This is a genomic window from Actinomadura monticuli, from assembly GCF_041463655.1.
Classification (GTDB): domain Bacteria; phylum Actinomycetota; class Actinomycetes; order Streptosporangiales; family Streptosporangiaceae; genus Spirillospora; species Spirillospora monticuli.
Genome location: NZ_JAXCEI010000018.1, coordinates 1 through 16,389, shown reverse-complemented (window position 1 = coordinate 16,389; position 16,389 = coordinate 1). Strand labels below are relative to the sequence as shown.

15 protein-coding genes are annotated in these 16,389 nt (G+C 74.0%); 7 read left to right on the top strand and 8 right to left on the bottom strand.

Annotated features, from left to right (window positions below; all coding sequences use genetic code 11):
- The first annotated feature begins 62 nt into the window (after window positions 1-62).
- Together SM611_RS30785 and SM611_RS30780 are read left to right on the top strand one after the other, a co-directional pair.
- Window positions 63-929, top strand: coding sequence for a hypothetical protein (locus SM611_RS30785; protein ID WP_371953821.1), 867 nt, complete (start codon window positions 63-65; stop codon window positions 927-929).
- A 1,599-nt stretch (window positions 930-2,528) separates the two neighbouring features.
- Entirely contained in the window at window positions 2,529-3,257 is a 729-nt protein-coding gene (locus SM611_RS30780; protein ID WP_371953820.1) for a hypothetical protein, read from the top strand.
- Here SM611_RS30780 and SM611_RS30775 read toward each other — a convergent pair whose 3' ends face one another.
- The 6 genes from SM611_RS30775 to SM611_RS30750 all read right to left on the bottom strand — a co-directional run bounded on the left by SM611_RS30775 (window position 3,258) and on the right by SM611_RS30750 (window position 10,445).
- Complete coding sequence (locus tag SM611_RS30775) at window positions 3,258-4,139, bottom strand: hypothetical protein (protein ID WP_371953819.1); 882 nt, start codon at window positions 4,137-4,139, stop codon at window positions 3,258-3,260.
- Window positions 4,140-4,244: 105 nt separating this feature from the next.
- Entirely contained in the window at window positions 4,245-6,062 is a 1,818-nt protein-coding gene (locus SM611_RS30770; protein ID WP_371953818.1) for a sporulation protein, read from the bottom strand.
- A gap of 422 nt (window positions 6,063-6,484) precedes the next feature.
- On the bottom strand, window positions 6,485-7,849 hold the full coding sequence (locus SM611_RS30765) for a M16 family metallopeptidase (RefSeq protein ID WP_371953817.1): 1,365 nt from the start codon (window positions 7,847-7,849) through the stop codon (window positions 6,485-6,487).
- On the bottom strand, window positions 7,846-9,102 hold the full coding sequence (locus tag SM611_RS30760) for a M16 family metallopeptidase (RefSeq protein WP_371953816.1): 1,257 nt from the start codon (window positions 9,100-9,102) through the stop codon (window positions 7,846-7,848). Before SM611_RS30760 ends, SM611_RS30765 begins: the two co-directional genes overlap by 4 nt.
- A 246-nt stretch (window positions 9,103-9,348) precedes the next feature.
- On the bottom strand, window positions 9,349-9,702 hold the full coding sequence (locus SM611_RS30755) for an STAS domain-containing protein (protein ID WP_371953815.1): 354 nt from the start codon (window positions 9,700-9,702) through the stop codon (window positions 9,349-9,351).
- Between the two features lie 122 nt (window positions 9,703-9,824).
- The gene (locus tag SM611_RS30750) at window positions 9,825-10,445 is read right to left on the bottom strand and encodes an ATP-binding protein (RefSeq protein WP_371953814.1); all 621 of its coding nucleotides are present in this window, start codon (window positions 10,443-10,445) and stop codon (window positions 9,825-9,827) included.
- Between the two features lie 226 nt (window positions 10,446-10,671).
- On the opposite strand from SM611_RS30750, the gene SM611_RS30745 reads away from it, so the two are divergent.
- Window positions 10,672-11,538 carry a Sco1979 family transcriptional regulator gene (locus SM611_RS30745; protein WP_176404948.1) on the top strand — a complete coding sequence of 289 codons (867 nt, stop codon included), beginning with the start codon at window positions 10,672-10,674 and terminating at the stop codon, window positions 11,536-11,538.
- The gene (locus SM611_RS30740) at window positions 11,535-11,789 is read left to right on the top strand and encodes a DUF397 domain-containing protein (protein ID WP_371953813.1); all 255 of its coding nucleotides are present in this window, start codon (window positions 11,535-11,537) and stop codon (window positions 11,787-11,789) included. The genes SM611_RS30745 and SM611_RS30740 overlap by 4 nt, the downstream gene beginning before the upstream one ends.
- Before the next feature lie 158 nt (window positions 11,790-11,947).
- Here the strand turns inward: SM611_RS30740 and SM611_RS30735 are convergent, their stop codons facing one another.
- The gene (locus tag SM611_RS30735; RefSeq protein ID WP_371953812.1) at window positions 11,948-13,789 is read right to left on the bottom strand and encodes a serine/threonine protein kinase; all 1,842 of its coding nucleotides are present in this window, start codon (window positions 13,787-13,789) and stop codon (window positions 11,948-11,950) included.
- A 140-nt stretch (window positions 13,790-13,929) separates the two neighbouring features.
- Between SM611_RS30735 and SM611_RS30730 the strand changes: the two genes are divergently transcribed.
- On the top strand, window positions 13,930-14,565 hold the full coding sequence (locus SM611_RS30730) for a TetR/AcrR family transcriptional regulator (protein WP_371953811.1): 636 nt from the start codon (window positions 13,930-13,932) through the stop codon (window positions 14,563-14,565).
- 103 nt (window positions 14,566-14,668) lie between these two features.
- Here the strand turns inward: SM611_RS30730 and SM611_RS30725 are convergent, their stop codons facing one another.
- A complete protein-coding gene (locus tag SM611_RS30725) occupies window positions 14,669-14,866 on the bottom strand; it encodes a hypothetical protein (RefSeq protein WP_371953810.1) in 198 nt (65 codons plus the stop codon).
- Between the two features lie 302 nt (window positions 14,867-15,168).
- On the opposite strand from SM611_RS30725, the gene SM611_RS30720 reads away from it, so the two are divergent.
- Together SM611_RS30720 and SM611_RS30715 are read left to right on the top strand one after the other, a co-directional pair.
- The gene (locus tag SM611_RS30720; protein WP_371953809.1) at window positions 15,169-15,507 is read left to right on the top strand and encodes a PadR family transcriptional regulator; all 339 of its coding nucleotides are present in this window, start codon (window positions 15,169-15,171) and stop codon (window positions 15,505-15,507) included.
- A complete protein-coding gene (locus SM611_RS30715) occupies window positions 15,504-16,271 on the top strand; it encodes a hypothetical protein (RefSeq protein ID WP_371953808.1) in 768 nt (255 codons plus the stop codon). The genes SM611_RS30720 and SM611_RS30715 overlap by 4 nt, the downstream gene beginning before the upstream one ends.
- The last annotated feature ends 118 nt before the right edge of the window (window positions 16,272-16,389 follow it).

The following is a 16,389-nucleotide window of genomic DNA, read 5'->3' as shown; positions in this document are numbered from 1 at the left end:
ATACTTTCCGACGTCCCCATCGGCTCTGATCGAAGGGTGCCGACTACCCCCGGGGGACGAGTTTGGGTGAGAATCTGACGCTGCCCGTTCCGGAGACCCTCTACGGAACCTACGCCGTGGCCCTGGCCGAACCGCTCGCCGACCCCGCGGCCCTCGCCCACGAGCACGTGACGCGGCACACCGCGCCGCCGCTCCGCGACCTCGTCCGCGGCATGCTCGGAAGCCCCATGCTGACCCTCGACCAGCGTCCCGCCGCCGACTTCCCCCCGCTGCCCGCCGACCTCCTCGCCGCCTACGGCGCCGCCGCGGCGGACCTGGAGGCGATCGCGGCGGCCCCTTTCGTCGTCGCCGTCCGCGCCGCCTACCGGCCGGGCCGCCCGCCCGCCCACGAATGGGCGTCCCGCGCCGTCGCCGGCGCCCTCGGAGCCGCCACGGGCTCCCCGGTGATCGACGTCTTCACCCCGCAGGTCCTGACCCCGGCCCGCCTGCTCCGCTCACTGCCCGGCCCGGAGGGCGCCCCGCGCCTCACCGACTGGATGCTCCTCCCGCACACGTCCTCCGCGGACGGCTTCTTCGTCACCACCAAGGGCCTGGCCCGGTTCGGCCTCCCCGAACTGCAGACCGAGAACGTCCCGCCCGACCTGGTCGAACCCTGGGGCCGCCTCCTGAACGGCCTCGCCCGCCGCGTCCTCGACCTGTGGCTGGACGCGCTGCCCGCCGGTGAGCAGCCCCTGACCGTCGACATCCCCGAGACCGTCACCGTCGGCCTGCGCGACATCGCCGCCGCCCAGGGCACCGACGAGCCGCTGCGCCGCGAGGTCTCCGTCCGGCTCCGCCTGGACCCGGGCCCCGTCCTCACCGCGGGCGCCGCACCGGACCGCCTCGACACCCTGTGCGCCGCCCTCTTCGGCGGCCGAACTTGCCGATGATCTTGATGAGAGCGCAGGATCGAGACCGTGAGAATCGGCCCGCGTGACCGTCCCAGCCCCGAGGACCCCGGCGACCCTCCGCCCCCGGAGACCCCCGTCCAGGTCCCCCATCCCGGAGACATCCACGTAGCAGGCAAGACCACGACCGACTGGACCCCGCACCCGCCGCCCCCCACGCAACCCTGGACCCCTCACACCCCCAACCCGCCACCGCAGTGGACGCCACCCGAACCAGGCGGCGAGGCCCAGCCGACCCCGAGCGACCAACCCTCACCACCGTGGACGGCGCCCGACTCACCCGGCGGCCCCCCGTCGTCCGTCCCCGGGCCGAGGCCCCCAGGCGCGTCATGGACCCCTTACGAGCCGGAGAACGCCCCGCCCGCCCAGCCCTGGACGGAGGCGAGGGGCCCCTCCGAACAGCCCCCGCCGCCGGAGCCGCCGCGCCCGCCGGCCCCCACGCCGCCAGCCTCGTCCCAGTCGTGGACGCCGTACGCCCCCGGCGCCGACCAGGAGACCGCGCCGTGGACGCCACACGAATCCGGCTCCTCGGGCCCATCCGCGCCGGCATCCGGCGAGGCCCCCCGCCCCGAGCCGCCGTCGAGTGAGCCGGGCAGCGGCCCAGTGACCCCGACCGGGCACCGGCCGACCGCCGCACCGCGCCGGCAAGACCACCCATCGACGACGCCCTGGACGCCCTACGAGGCGGACAGCGGACCGTCCACCGAGCCGCCACGACAGGAGGCACGGCCCCCGGCGAGTGCCGCGCCGTCCGCCTCGTCCCACCCATGGACGCCGCACGGGCCAGAGGGCGGAGGCGCGTCCGGGGAGCCGCCGTCGCCGCAACCGACGGACGCGGCGTCGCCCGCTCCCGCGCAGGCTTGGGCGCCCGACGACTCGACTGCCGAGCAAGGGGCCGCGCCCCGGCCTGAGGCAGCTCCGTGGGCGCCGCATGACCCCGAGTCCTTGGGCGCGTCGTCAGGTGCGGTCGGCGACGCGTCCCAGTCCGAGGCGCAGCGGTGGACGCCGGGCGAGCCGGGCGGCGGTTCGCGTGGCCGTCCGGCACCCCCGGCTGGCGGTCAGGCGACCGGCACGCCGCGTCAGGACACCGAGCCATCGGCACCGTGGACGCCGTATGAGGCCGGGAGCATGCCGCCGAGCGAGCCGTCACCCCAGGGGGCCCCGCAGGGGGCACCGCGCCCGGAAGGTGCCGCGCCGTCCGGCCCGTCCCAGCCATGGACGCCGCACGGGGCAGAGGGCGGCAGCGTGTCCGGTGAGCCGTCGTTGTCGCAGTCGGCGGGGGCCGTGCCGCCTGCCGCCGCGCAGTCTTGGGCGTCGCAGGAGGGTGAGGGCGAAGAACCACCCGCGCGGACGCCGTCGCAGGAATCGCCCGCCTCCGGTGAGGCTTGGACGCCGTACGACCCCGGTGCTGAGCAGGAGGCCGCGTCCCGGGCCGAGGGAGTGTCGTGGGCGCCGCATGGATCCGGATCTTCGGAGCCGTCCGCCGCCGGTGAAGCCGCCCGACCCGAGACGTCGGGAGCGGACGAGCCGTTCCTGCCCCGGAAGGGGTTGTCGGCGGAGCCTCCGAAAGGTGCGCCGGCGATGACGGGCCCCGCGCGGCGCGGCGGGTCGGTGGACGCGTTCGTGGACGAGTTCGCCGGCAGCACGACGTGGCGCGCGATGCTCGCGGTGCTGGAGAGCGCGTTCCCGGGGCTGGGGATGGCCTCGGCGCTTTCGCGGCGCAGCGATGTGGCGATGCACGTGCTCGACCGGAAGGCGGCGGCGAAGCTCGGGGTGCCCGCGTGGCGGGACGAAGCGGGCATGGTGTTCGATCTCAGCGCACAGCTGGGCGTCCGCACGGTGCGGCCGGGGCGGGGGCGGACGGTTCCGCCGCGCGCGTCCAGGCCCTACGCGGGGGCCTTCGTCATCGACACGCTGGATCCGCTGCGCTACCACCGGGCGGTGGGCGGGCCGCAGGCGCCGCGCGACCTGCCGGGGGAGGGTGCGCTGCGGGTCCCGTCCGGGGCCGAGGAGGACGACAGCGGGGTCGTGATCGTCGCGAACCTCACAGACGCGGGCGTGCGGGTCCTGGACTCGGCGGCGCTGTGGCGGTACGCGGGCCGCGTCGTCACCGGGACGCTGCGCGAACCGGGGCGGCCCGAGACGCGGGCGCGTGCGCGGAGGGCGCTGTGGGCGCTGCGGCGGGTCGTGCTCGTCGATCCGGAACTGCGGCTCGGGGTGTGCCTGCAGATCGACGCTGCGCGGGTCCCGCGGTGCCTGCTGGCGTTCGGAGTGGACGAGGGCGGCGCGCCGCGGTTCGTCCGGCCGTGATCAGTCGTCGGAGCGCAGCCAGGACAGGTCGCGCTGCCGGTCGGCGGGCAGTTCGCGGATGTGGTCCACGAGCTGCCACGGCTCGGTCGGCGGCGTGCTCTCGTCGTCCGGGAGGACACCGCACAGGAGCGCGCTCTGCGTGCTCACCGCGACGAACGGGCCGAACTGCGCGATGCCGCCGCCGCGCAGCGACGCCAGCTCGGTGAGCAGCGCGTTGACGGCGGACGCGTCCTGCGGGTCGTAGAGGCCGCGGACGTAGGAGAACAGGTCCTCGGCGAGGACGTCGGGGCGCCGCCCCGACATGTGGTAGACGGTGCCCCAGTAGGTGCCGGTCGCCTGCGCGGACCGCTGGTCGCGGATGCGGACGCGCAGCCCGCACTCGGTCGCGCACTTCTCGTAGGCCTCGGCGAGCAGCGTCTCGCCCTCGCCCTCCTCGCTGAGCAGGACGCCGGTGACGACGCCCTCCTCGCGGTCCAGCCGGTCGAGCATCTCCCGGTGCAGTTCCAGGACGTTCTGCTCCACCGCGTCGAGGGAGCGGGCCAGGGCGCGCTGGGCTTCGCGGTCGAGGTCGGTGCCGGCCAGTTCCTCGGAGATGTCGCCGAACTGCTTCTCCAGCCGCTCCACCCGTCCGGTGACGGAGTCGAGCCTTTCGAGGACCTCGGCGGGCGGCCCCTCCGGCTGCGGCGGGATGGGGATGCCGGCCGGCTCCGTCGCCTCGTCGACCACCGTCTTGAGGGTCTGGTGGTCCCTGGCGAGGTCGTCCAGCTGCCGGCTGAGCTGGCGCAGCTCGGCCTGGGCGCGGGGGAGTCGTTTGTCGGAGGCCAGGTAGAGCTCGCGTCCGGCGATCGCAAGGCAGAGCAGGACCAGGATCACGGTGGTCATGTGACTCCTCGGGAAGCGGCTGCGCTCTCGACGATAACCGTGCGTGGCCGGATTGGACGAGGAGGCGGCGGATCTCGTCCGAAACGTCCCGCAATTTTCGGAGGGTCAGCCGAAGAGGCCGCCCAGGAGGCCGCCGAGGATCTCGGCGGCGCCGCCGGCGAGTTCCCCGGCCACGTCGCCCGCGATGTCCCCGGCGACGCCGCCGGCCGCGTCGGCGATCATGTTGCCGGCGACGTTGCCGGCGTATCCGGCGACGGCGTTGCCGAACGCGTCCACCGGGGCGCCCGCGACGTAGCCCGCCGCGTTCGCGGCGTACCCGGCCGCGTCGCCCATGGCGCCGATGGCCATGGCGCCCGCGACACCGGCCGCCGCGGCGCCGCCGACCAGTCCGGCCGCGGCGACGGCGCCGTGGTGCCCGCGATGCCCGTGGTAGCCGGGCGGGCCGTGGTGGACGTGCACGGGCGGCGGCCCGGGGTGACCGTAGGCCGCGGGCGGGTAGCCCGCCGGCCCGGGCGGTGCGGGCGGCGGTGCGCCGTGCGGAACCTGTCCGGGCGCCGGCGGTGGGCCCGCGTGGCCGGGAGTGGCCATCCCGCCCGGCCCGGGGGGCGCGGGCGGCGGTGCGCCGTGCGGGACCTGCCCCGGCGCGGGCGGCGGGCCCGCGTGGCCGGGGACCGGCGGCCCGCCGGGCAATGGCGGCGGCGGTGCCGCGTGATGGGCCGAGTGATGGGCCGCGTGTCCGGGGGCGGGCGGCGGCGTGGTGCCGTAATGGCCCGGTGCGGGCGGCGGCCCGCCGTGGCCGGGGGCGAAGGGCCCGCCGGGCGGGGGAGTGATCCCGGGCGGGGCCTGGCCGCCGGGGGGCGGCGGGGGCGTCCCGTACGGGGTCGGGCCGCCGGGCGGGGGCGGCGTCCCGTGCGGGCTGTGTGGGTTGTGTGGGTTGTGTGCGCCGGGGGGCGGTGGCGGGGTGGTGCCGTGGCCGGGCATGGGCGGGGTGGAGTAGGCGGCTCCCGCGTAGGCGGGGCTCGGTGCCTCACCGGGGCCCGGCGCCGGGGGCGGAAACTGGGCGTTGCCCTGCTGCCCGTAGGACGCGGGCGGCTCGCCCCGCGACGGCGGCGGAGGTGGGAACGCGCCGCCGGGAGGCGGGAGTGGCGCCTGGCCCTGCGCGGAACCCTGGGCGCGGGGCAGCCCGGCGGCGGCCTCCAGCCATTCGCCGATCTTGGTGTTCCAGTCGGTCTCGGCGGCCTCCGCGTGCGAGACCTGGAAGACGCCGAACGACTCGTCGCGGTGCGGTTCGCGGTCTTCGGCGCGCAGGACGAAGGCCATGCTGCGCGGGCTGGCCACGAAGCTCAGCCCGACCTTGTCGATCCGGCCCTGGTACGCGACCGGCGGGTTGAGGTGGATCTCCTGGTGGAAGGGCAGCTGCTGGGCGACGCCGCGCAGCTTCGACTCCTCGAACGTCACGTTCGTGACCTGGAAGCCGAGCTGCGCGATCGAGGCGAGCACCCACTGCTGGGACTCCAGCGGCTCCACCGAGATCGGGTCGATGTCGCCCGGGTCGGGCTGCCCCACGGCGTCGATCTCGGTGCACATCCCGATCGTGAAGCCGGGCAGCTCGTGGCCGAGGACGGTCGTGAACGGCAGTTCGTACGGCAGCGGGATCGAGAACGAGAGGTCGCGCTGCTGCGCCGCGTCCAGCCGGAAGCCGCGGGTCAGCGCGCCCCGGTACACCTCGGGCCCCGCGGTCTCGCCGCCGTAGCCGTTCTGCATGCGCGGCATCAGCGCCAGCGTCACGTGCCGGATCTCCACGGACCCGGAACCGCCGCGCAGATGAACCTTGCCCGCGACCACGCCGCCGGGTTTGCAGTTCGGCTCCGCGAGGATTGTGTCGACGGACGGACCGCCACCCGCCATCTGCCCGTAGGACACCGGCCGTTCCCTTCTTCCGACCGCGGGGACGTCCGCCCCGCCTTCCTCAGCCCGCGCGCCCTGGGCCACGCAAGTTAGACCTACTCCACCATGTCATCGGTTCACTTCCGAAGCGGAAACCCGACCCAATTTCCTTACCATCACCGAAAACCACCCACCGGACCCCCGATCACCCACTGGCACCCGCTCCCGCACCGGACCGTCCGATCGCGCACCGGACCGTCCGACCGCCCACCGGGCCACGTGATCGCCCATCAGCTCGGCGCGGTTCCCGGCGCCGCCGAGTTCGCCGACGAACCGGCCGCCGGGGCGCAGCGCCGCGTCACCTGGTCGCGCGTCGGGTCACCTGGTCGCGCGGCGGGCGGTCCGGGAGTTGAGCGGCTCGGACGGTGGTGTCTCGTCAGTGCGGCCGGCCGGTGGGGTCAGTCCTCCTTGGAGGTGACGGTCACGGTGGCGTAGCCGAGGGCTTCCAGCGGTTCGCGGATCTGGGCGGCGTCGCCCACGGCGATGACGGTGAGGGCTTCGGGGTCGACGTGCTTGCGGTAGGCGCGGGCCACGCCGTCGGGGGTGGAGGCGCGCACGGCGGCGAGGTAGGCGCTCGGGTAGCCGTGGCCCAGGCCGTTCGCGGACGCGTCGGCGAGTTCGGCCGCGACCGCGCGGGCCGTCTCGTACTCGGCGGGGGCCCGGTCGGCGAGGGCGCGGACGGACAGGCCGTGCTCGTCGGCGTCGATGCCGCGGGACACGACGCTGCGCAGTTCCGTCAGGGCGTCGGCGACCGCGTCGGCGGTGACCTCGGTGTGCACGGAGCCCTGGGCGATGAACAGGCCGCAGTGCCGCATGCGGAGCAGCCCGGCCCGCATGCCGTAGGTGTAGCCCTTCTCCTCGCGCAGCACCGCGTTCAGCCGGGAGGTGAGGCCGCCGCCGAGCACGTGCGCCGCGACCGTCAGGGACGGCCAGTCGTGGTGCGAGCGGTCGGGGACGCCGTGCCCGAAGCTGAGGTAGGTCTGGACGGAGCCGGGACGGTCGACGACCACGATGCGGGCCGCTGACTCGGGCAGCACGCGGTCGGCGGTGGGCAGCGGCTCGCCGGTGGCCGCCCAGGACTCCAGGGCGGACGCGAGGGCCGCGTCGGCGTTCGTCCCGGAGAGGTCGCCGGCGACGACCGCGGTGGCCTCGGCGGGGACGACGGAGCCGTAGAACGCGCGGATGTCGGACCCCTGCAGCGCGCCGACCGAGGTGCGGTCGCCGCCCGTCGGACGGGACGCGCGGGCCTCGGCCGGGAACATCACCGTGCGCAGTTCGCGCATGGCGCGCGAGCCGGGGTCGGCGTCCTCCTGGGCGATCTCTTCGAGGCGTTCGCGGACGAGCCGCCGCACGTCCGCGTCGTCGAGCGCGGGACGGCGCACGACCTCGGAGAACAGTTCCAGGGCGGCGCCGAGCCGGGAGGTGGGGACGTCCAGCGCGATCCGCAGCGCGGTCAGGTCGGCCGTGGCGTAGAAGCTGGCGCCGAGCCGCTCGAACGCGGCGGTCAGCGCGGTGCCGCCGCCGGGCTCGGTGCCCTCCATCAGCGTGTGCGCGGTGAGGGTCGCGACGCCGTCGAGGCCGGCGGGTTCGCGGCCCGCGCCCGCGTGCAGCACGAGCCGGACCGCGGCGAGCCGGCGTCCGGGCAGGTCGCAGCGGAGCGTGGCCGGGCCGGCCGGGACGCGGCCCTCGGTGCCGGCCGGGAATGCCCAGGCCGGGACCGGGCCGGGGACGGGACGGGGCTGCAGTTGCAGTCCGCTGCTCACGAGGCGCCTCCGTAGGTCAGGGCGGTGCGGCCGCCCGGGGCGAGCCAGCGGCCCGCCATCTGCTTGATCGCGTCGCCGGTGACGGCGGCGGCGCGGCCGGGGGCGGTGAAGACCCGGGCCGGGTCGCCGAACTGGGTGGCGTTCTGCGACAGCGCGTTGGCCAGGCCGGTCACCGTCTCGGTCTGCTCCAGGAAGCCGCGCTCGGCCTGCGCGGTGGCGCGCGCGGTCTCGTCGGCGTCGGGCCCCTGCGCGGCGAACCGTTCGAGCTCCTCGTCCAGCACGGCGGCGATCTTGTCGGGCTCGGGCCCGATGGCGTCGACGATCGCCAGGGACTGCCCGGACGCGAGCCGCGTCACCCCGGCCCACACCTCGGTGGCGATCTGGTCGCGGCGGACCATCCGGTCGTAGAGGCGGGAGCCGGAGCCGCCGCCGAGGATCTCGACCGCCAGCTCGGCGGCCTCGATGTCGTCGCCGCCGTCGGCCGGCAGCGTGAACATCGCGAAGTAGGCGGGGGAGGGGACGTCCTCGCGCAGCGTCTCGTCGCGGACGCCGGTCAGCGGCCCGAGCTCGCCGGGACGCGACGCGGGCTTCTCCGGCCCGGGGGGAAGGCCGCCGAAGTAGCGCTCCACGGCCTCGATGGTCGCGGCCGGGTCGACGTCGCCGACGACGGACAGGACGGCGTTGCCTGGCGCGTACCAGGTGCCGAAGAAGTCGGCGCAGTCTTCGAGGGTGGTGGCGTCGAGGTCGTCCATCGAGCCGATCGGCGTGTGCGCGTAGGGGTGGCCCTCGGGGAACGTCAGCGCGCACAGCCGCTCGAACGCCGTCCCGTAGGGCTGGTTGTCGTAGCGCTGGCGGCGCTCGTTCTTCACGACGTCGCGCTGGTTGTCGAGGTTGACCTGGGTGAGCGCGGCGGGCAGCGTGCCCATCCGGTCGGCCTCCAGCCAGAGCGCGAGCTCCAGGTGGCTGACCGGCACCGTCTCGTAGTAGTTCGTGCGCTCGAACGACGTGCTGGCGTTGAACGCGGCGCCCGCGCTCTCCAGCAGGGCGGCGTGCTCGCCCTCGGCGACGTTCGCGGAGCCCTGGAACATCAGGTGCTCGAAGAGGTGGGCGAGCCCGGTGCGGCCGGCCCGCTCGTGCCGCGAGCCCACCCCGTACCAGATGTTCACGGCGGCCAGAGGTACGACGTGGTCCTCGCAGACCACCACGCGCAGGCCATTGCCGAGCGTGTGCTCATGCAGCGGCTGTTCTGCCACGGAGCGCTCCCGTCCGTTTCGGAGTTGCGGACAGCACCGCGCGCGTCGGCGGGACGTGCCCGTGCGGCGGGCTTGATCTCGGCTCTCACCGTACCGGCTACGTCCGGCCGCGGTCGCCTTCACGCCAACCTGTGGATAACCCGCTTCGCAAAGCGGTACGAGGGCGGGCGAAGAGGATGCGAAACGGGGAGCGGGAGCCTCGGGAGGGGAGGGCGGGGAGCATCAGGGCGGGAGGGCGGGGGAGCGTCAGGAGGTGGCGGCCTCGTGCGCCGCGATCGCGTCTTCCAGCGACCGGTGCAGGATGAAGATCTTGGTGAGCTGGGTGACGTGGAAGACCCGCCGCACCCTGTCGTTCACGCCCATGAACGACATCGAGCCGTCGCGCGCGCGGAGCCGGTGGTAGATGCCGACCAGCACGCCGAGGCCCGTGGAGTCGAGGAACGTCACTTCGCCGAGGTCGATGACGAGGTGCGTGCCGCCGTTGTCGATGATGTCGAGCAGCGCCTCCCGCAGCCGGGGGCTGGTGAAGACGTCGATCTCACCGCTGATCTTGACGACCGTGAGGCCCTTCTCGACGCGATGCTCGACGGCGAAGTCCACGGGTGCTCCTCTCGTGCGCTCGTCTCGCCGGGGCCTCGGGGGGCGCCCGCCGGGGGAAATGGATAGCTACCCCCGTCGCGCGCCGTTACGCCCAGAGGGCACGGAGGCCGTGTTCACGGGCTTCACGGGGCGCGGAACAGCGCCCACACCACCTTGCCGTGGTGCAGCGCCCGCCACCCCCACCGGACGCTGAACGACTCCACGAGGTGCAGGCCGCGCCCCGTCTCGGCGATGTAGTCGGGTTCCTTGCGGCGGGGCGCGGTGCGGCTGGTGTCGATGATCCCGCAGAGCAGCCAGGGGGCCTCGTGCCCCAGGCGCAGCCTTATGGCGGCCGGCGCGGAGCCCAGCGGGTCGGCCGGGTCGCCGTACACGCCCTCGCGGTGCACGTCGACGCCCGGCCGCCCGCCGGAGTTCACCCCTCCACTGTGCCGCAGCGCGTTCGTGACGAGTTCGGAGACGACGAGGGCGACGTCGTCGGTGAGCTCGGAGAGACTCCATTCGGCGAGCCTGCTGACGGCGAAGTGCCGGGCCGCGGTGACCGACTCCGGATCGGGGTCGACGGTGAACGACACCGTGGAGCCCCGCATCTCGGTCAGCGCCGTGACGGCCGTGTCCAGCCGCGGCGGCAGATCAACCGACTCGGGGACGGGCGTCGAACGCCCAGCGTGGTCCCGTGGGTCGGCCGGCCCCGCGACGGGGCCGAGCTCCCACCGCGTGTCGTCGTGCGCGTGGCGTGACGTCATTCCACCGGACCCCGCAGAGTGTTCTCGTTGTGCAGCCGTGGCTCGGAAGTCTCGTGCGTTATCCTGCGCATCGTAGCGTGCGAATGCAAGGCCCAATGCACGTGCATCCGGGTTGTGAGGGTGTGGGGCGACGCGGATTGCGCGCGGGTGAACGGAGGTAACCGCAGGACACTCAGGCCAGTGGCACACTAGGTTCGCTGTCCGCCGAATAGCCGGGAGGTTGGGCGTGACTCCAGAGACGCCGGGAAGCGGGTCGACGGTTCGTCGGATCCTGCTCGGGTCGCAGCTTCGCCGTCTGCGCGAGCAGAAGGGCGTGACCCGTCAGGACGCCGGCTACGTCATCCGTGCGTCGGAGTCGAAGATCAGCCGCCTTGAGCTCGGACGGGTCAGCTTCAAAGAACGCGACGTGGACGACCTGCTCACGTTGTACGGCGTCAGCGACAAGACGGAACGCGAGGCGCTGCTACAGCTTGCGCGGGAGGCCAACACCCCCGGTTGGTGGCACCGGTACAACGACGTGCTGCCCGGCTGGTTCCAGACCTACGTGGGCCTGGAGGAGTCGGCGGCGCTGATCCGCACGTATGAACTGCAGTTCGTCCCGGGACTGCTGCAGTCGGAGGGGTATGCGCGAGCGGTGATCCGCCTGGGCAACGCCGGAGCCGCCGAACACGAGATCGACCAGCGCGTGGAACTGCGCATGCAACGACAGGAACGCCTGACGGGCCCGGACGCGCCGCGGCTGTGGGCCGTGGTGGACGAGGGGGCGCTCAAGCGTCCCATCGGTGGTCCGGAGGTGATGCGGGGCCAGTTCGAGCACCTCATCGAGATGTCCAAGCTGCCCAACGTCACCATCCAGATCATGCCGTTCAGGTTCGGCGGCCACGCCGCCGAGGGAGGGGCCTTCACCATCCTGCGCTTTCCCGAGCAGGACCTGCCGGACGTGGTTTACGTCGAGAACCTCACCGGCGCGATGTACCTGGACAAGCGCGACGACGTCGACACCTATCTGCAGGCGATGGAACGCCTGTGCGTCGACAGTGCGACCCCGGAACGCACCGTCGAGCTTCTCGGTGATCTTCTCAGAGAGACATGATGCTCCAAACCGATTACGACAACGGGACCCCGGCCGCCGACCTGCAAGGGGCGCAGTGGCTGAAGTCCCGGCGAAGCAACTCCCAGGGGAACTGTGTGGAAATCGCCGAACTGCCCGGCGGGCAGGTGGCGATGCGCAACTCCCGTCATCCCGACGGACCCGCACTGATCTACACCCGCCCTGAGATCGAGGCGCTGATCCTTGGAGCCAAGGACGGCGACTTCGACCATCTCATCGCCTCCCGCAACTGAATCCATCCAGGAAAACCGCCACCAGATAGGACGGCGACGGGTCGGCTTCGGACACACCGAGCGTCGGCCCGACCGCCGGACAGGACAGAGGCCACCCCGGCGCGAGGGTGGCCTTTCGGTTTCCGGCCGCGGACGCCCCGGAGCGGCGGCGGCCTGGGTCAGCCGCAGTTGCCGTAGGGCGCGCTGCGGCCGTTGCCGCCGAACCGGACGCACGCCCCCGGCGCCTGCACGTACACCGGCCCCGCGTACCACGCGAACGATCCGCTGTCGGCGATGGAACTGCCGCCCTGTTTCTGGATCCATGTCGACACCGCGGACTTCTGGCCGACGTTCGCCGTCTTCATGGTGACCGCGCAGTTGTAGCCGGAGCTGTTGTAGAGCAGATAGGCCACGCCGCCGGAGACGCTCAGGGAGCGCTGCACGTAGTACCCGCCTGCGTGGCCGCCGCTGTTGCACACCTGCTGCGGGGTGTACTTGTTGGCCGGCTCCTGACGGGTCGTGGTGCCTCCGCCGCCACCGCCGCCCCCTGTGCCCTGCGTGGGATTCGACCCGCCCGGCTGCTGGGGTGCCCCCGGCGTCTTGGACGTGGTCGGGGACGAGGGGTCCCCGCTCTTGTCGCTCTGCGGCTGCCCTGGCTTCTTCCTGGCCGGGTTCTGCGCGGCACTGCCCGCGCCGCCGTCCGCGGTCCCGGCGGGGCCCTCCGCGCCCTGGTCCTGGTCGGCGGCGGCGACGTGCTGGTCGCCGCCCTTCCCGTCCCCGCCCCGGGTCGCGGCCCAGGCCACGCCGCCGCCGATGACGATCGCGACCGCCGCGGCCGCCGCGATGGGCACGAGGAGCCGTCCGCGCTTCCTGCCGTCCGGCCCCTGGCCGTGCGGCGGACCGGGAGGCGCGGGCGGGGGCGTGCCGTGCGTCTGGCCGGGGGCGTCCGGAGGCGGCGTCGCCGCCTCGTAGGGCGGCGGCTGCGGCGCCGTCCGGTGCCGGACGCCGGACGGGTCCGTGGCGTGGTCGGGAGGCAGCACGGCGCCCGCCATCACCGGCGGGGAGGCGTGCGGGTCGGTGGCGCTCCGCGGCGCACCCGCAGGCCAGGACGCGCCGGCGTCGGCCGGCAGCCCGGGGAAGGCGGGCAGCGGCGGCACCGGCGACCCGGCTGGGGACGTGCCGCTGGCCGCGCCGACCAGGCGCTCCTGGGCCTCGCGTGCGGTCGGGCGCCGCGCGGGCTCCTTGGACAGGCACGTCAGGACCAGCGTGCGCATCGGGTCGGGCAGGTCGCCGAGGTCGGGCTCGCCGGTCAGGATGCGGTGCATGACCGTGGCCATCTCGTCGTTGCCGAACGCGGGACGTCCCGTCGCGGCGAACGCCATGGTCGTCCCCCAGGCGAACATGTCGGCCGCCGCGCCGACCTCGCCGCCGGTGAAGTGCTCGGGCGACATGTAGGCGGGCGTACCGACGTTCTGCGTCTCGCCCGCCGCGCCCAGCGCGCGCGCCACGCCGAAGTCGATGACGCGCGGCCCGTCCGGGCCCAGCACCACGTTGTGGGGCTTGAAGTCGCGGTGGACGATCCCGGCCTGGTGGATCGCCGTGAGGGCGGTCAGCGTGCTGATCGCGAGCCGTTCCAGCGCGCCGCCCGTACGCGGGCCCTCCGTCCGGACGACGTGGTGCAAGGACAGGCCGGGCACGTACTCGCTGACGATGTAGGGCTGGTCGCCCGCGACGTCGGCGTCGAGCACCTGCGCGGTGCAGAACCGCGCGACGCGCTTGGCGACCTCCAGTTCGCGGACGAAGCGCGCGCGGGCGGACTCGTCGCCGGTGAGCCCGCCGTGCAGCAGCTTGATCGCGACGTGGTCGGCGGTGCGGACCGTCCCGGTCTCGCCGGCCCGCCTGCCCAGGAAGACCGCGCCCTGCCCGCCCTCTCCGAGACGGCCGAGGATCTCGTATCCGCCCAGTTCGGTGGGGTCGCCCGACCGCAGTGGAAGGGCGTCCGGCATCGTCCTGTCCGTCACACCACTCGCTCCCCGTCGCTTCCGGTGTCCAAGATCGTCCAGCAAGGCTATGGGCAAACGATGGTAGGCCCTCCCGCCGGGTTGGCGGCCGGAGTTGAACGGGACTATAGTCCGCTTGTTCCGATGCCAGGGAGGCGCCGATGGAGCGGGGAGCCGCGGGCGGGCGGCGCGTCGACCTGGAGCTGATGCGGACGCCGCCGCCCAAGGAGCGCGCCGACGCCGCGCGCAACCGCGCGAAGGTGCTGGACGCGGCCGCCGCCCTCTTCGCCCGGCACGGGGTCGAATCCGTCTCGATGGACGCCGTCGCCGCCGCGGCGGGCGTCGGCAAGGGAACCCTCTTCCGCCGGTTCGGCGACAAGGCCGGGCTGGCGGCGGCCCTCCTGAACCAGCGCGAACGCGACCTGCAGGACGCGATCCTGTCGGGCCCGTCGCCGCTCGGCCCCGGCAAGGGGGACGAGACCGTCCCGCCGTCCGACCGTCTGCACGCGTTCGCCGACGCCTACCTGGACTACGTGCTCGACCACATGTCCCTTGTGCGCATGTCGGAGACCGCCTCGCCCGGGGCGCGGTACCGCATCGGCGCCTACGGGTTCTGGCACCGGCACCTGATGATCCTCCTCGACCGGACGGGCGGGGCCGTCCCGGACGGCGAGGCCGCGGCGCACGCGCTTCTCGCCGTCCTCGGGGCGGAGCACCTCACCGCGATGGTCGAGAGCGTGGGGCGGGAACGCGCGCGTGCCGCCGTCCACGCGCTCTTCGACACGGCCGGCGGTTAGGCCCGGCGGCCAGGGAACGGCGGCCCGGGAACGGCGAAGCCCCCGTGCGCACCGGGCGGGTGCGTGCGGGGGCTCGCGTCCTGAGGATGGGGCGAGGCCGGGGTCAGGCCGGGTCGAGGTCAGGCCGGGTCGGCGCCAGCAGGTCTGGGCTGGACTCCTCCCGGCCGTCCACCTTGCCCGGTGGACCCTCCGGGGCGTGGTTGCGTTCCAGCTGGGCCGCCACCGCGAGGGCGCGCAGCGACGTGGTCTTCACGTGCGGGCGTCTGTTGTTCGGACGGGTGCGGGGGATGCTGCTCGGCACGGTTCACCTCCATGGGTCGTGGACATGGGTGCTACCCGGATCACCGGTGTTCGCACGGTAGTTGCAACCGCAAGATCCTTCTCGCTATTCCGAGTGATCGTTCCGTTTATCCGCGTCCGGTTCCGGTCGCGGGCGTCGCCGCCTCCGCTATCTAGGTTGTGATGCTAACTAGATTGCTCTACGGTCTAGACCGTTGAGCTGACCAGACGGAGTGTGACGGGCATGGAGATTTCGCCGGACTTCTCGGTTCTCGGGCCGGTGCCGGCCCTCCCACCGGCCACGAGACCACGAGGATGACCGCCATGTCCGCCGACCGCCGTGCCAGCTGGCTCAAGGGCGTGCTCGACCTGCTGGTGCTCGCCGGCCTCACCGCGGGCGAGAGCTACGGGTACGAGATCGCGAAGACGCTCGCGGGGGCGGGCCTGGGCGAGATCAAGGGCGGCACGCTGTATCCCGTCCTCAACCGGCTGGAGGCGGCCGGGCTCGTGTCCGCGGAGTTCCGCGTCGCCGACCGCGGCCCCGGCCGCCGCTACTACCACCTCACCGACGCGGGGCGCGCGACGCTCGCCGAGCAGGGCGGCCTGTGGCTGGAGTTCGACGAATCAGTCCGGAAGATGCTCACCGAGGGAGTCGAGCGATGACGAACCCCGACAACCCCGACAACCCCGACAACCCCTACTTCGGCGCATTGCGGGAACGGCTGCGCGGGCTCGGCCTCCCCGCGGCCGAGGTCGCCAGGACCGTGGACGACCTGGCGGCCTTCACCGCGGAGTCCGGCAGCGATCCGGTGCGCGAGTTCGGCACCCCGGAGGAGTTCGCCGCGCAGCTCGCGCGGGCCGGCGAGGGCGACCTGGAGCCCGGGAGCGGGCCGCGCGCCGTCCCCCCGGAATCGGGCGAGACGTGGACGTGGCGGGCCGACGCCTTCCACGAGCGCGAGGTGCTCAACCGCTACGGGGACGAGGGGTGGGAGGTCGAGCGCGTCGACGCCGTCGGCCGCTTCGTCAGCCACCGCGACGGCGACCACCCGCTGCGCTGGGAGTACCGCCGGGAACTCGCGCTGCCCCGCACCCGCGCCGCCGTCGCGGAGCGCCTCGCCCCGGACGGCTGGGAGCCGTGCGGCACCTGGTTCCACTTCGAGTACTTCAAGCGGCCCAAGGCGGTCATGCTCGGCCTGGAGGGGGAGGTCGACCTGCCGCCGGAGGCCCCCGCCCGGCGGACCTTCCTGAGCGGGCGCTTCCAGCTCTTCATCGCGTCCTACATCGCCTTCCTCGTCCTCCTCACCGTCGCGTGGGCGTTCCTCGCGCTGGACGGGTCCCCGCTCACCGTCCTCGGCGGCTTCCTCGGCGGAGCCGCCGTCGGCGCCGGGCTGCTGGGCCTGCGCATGTGGCGCGAACGCGTCCGCTAGCCCCGTTTTCCGCACATGTGGATCTTTGGGGGTGATCGGTGCGTCGGGTTGGTCCTGGATCTGCGGGACGGGCAGCGTGTGGGGTTGTGAGACAACCTGCGCGGTTCGGTGGCCGGTC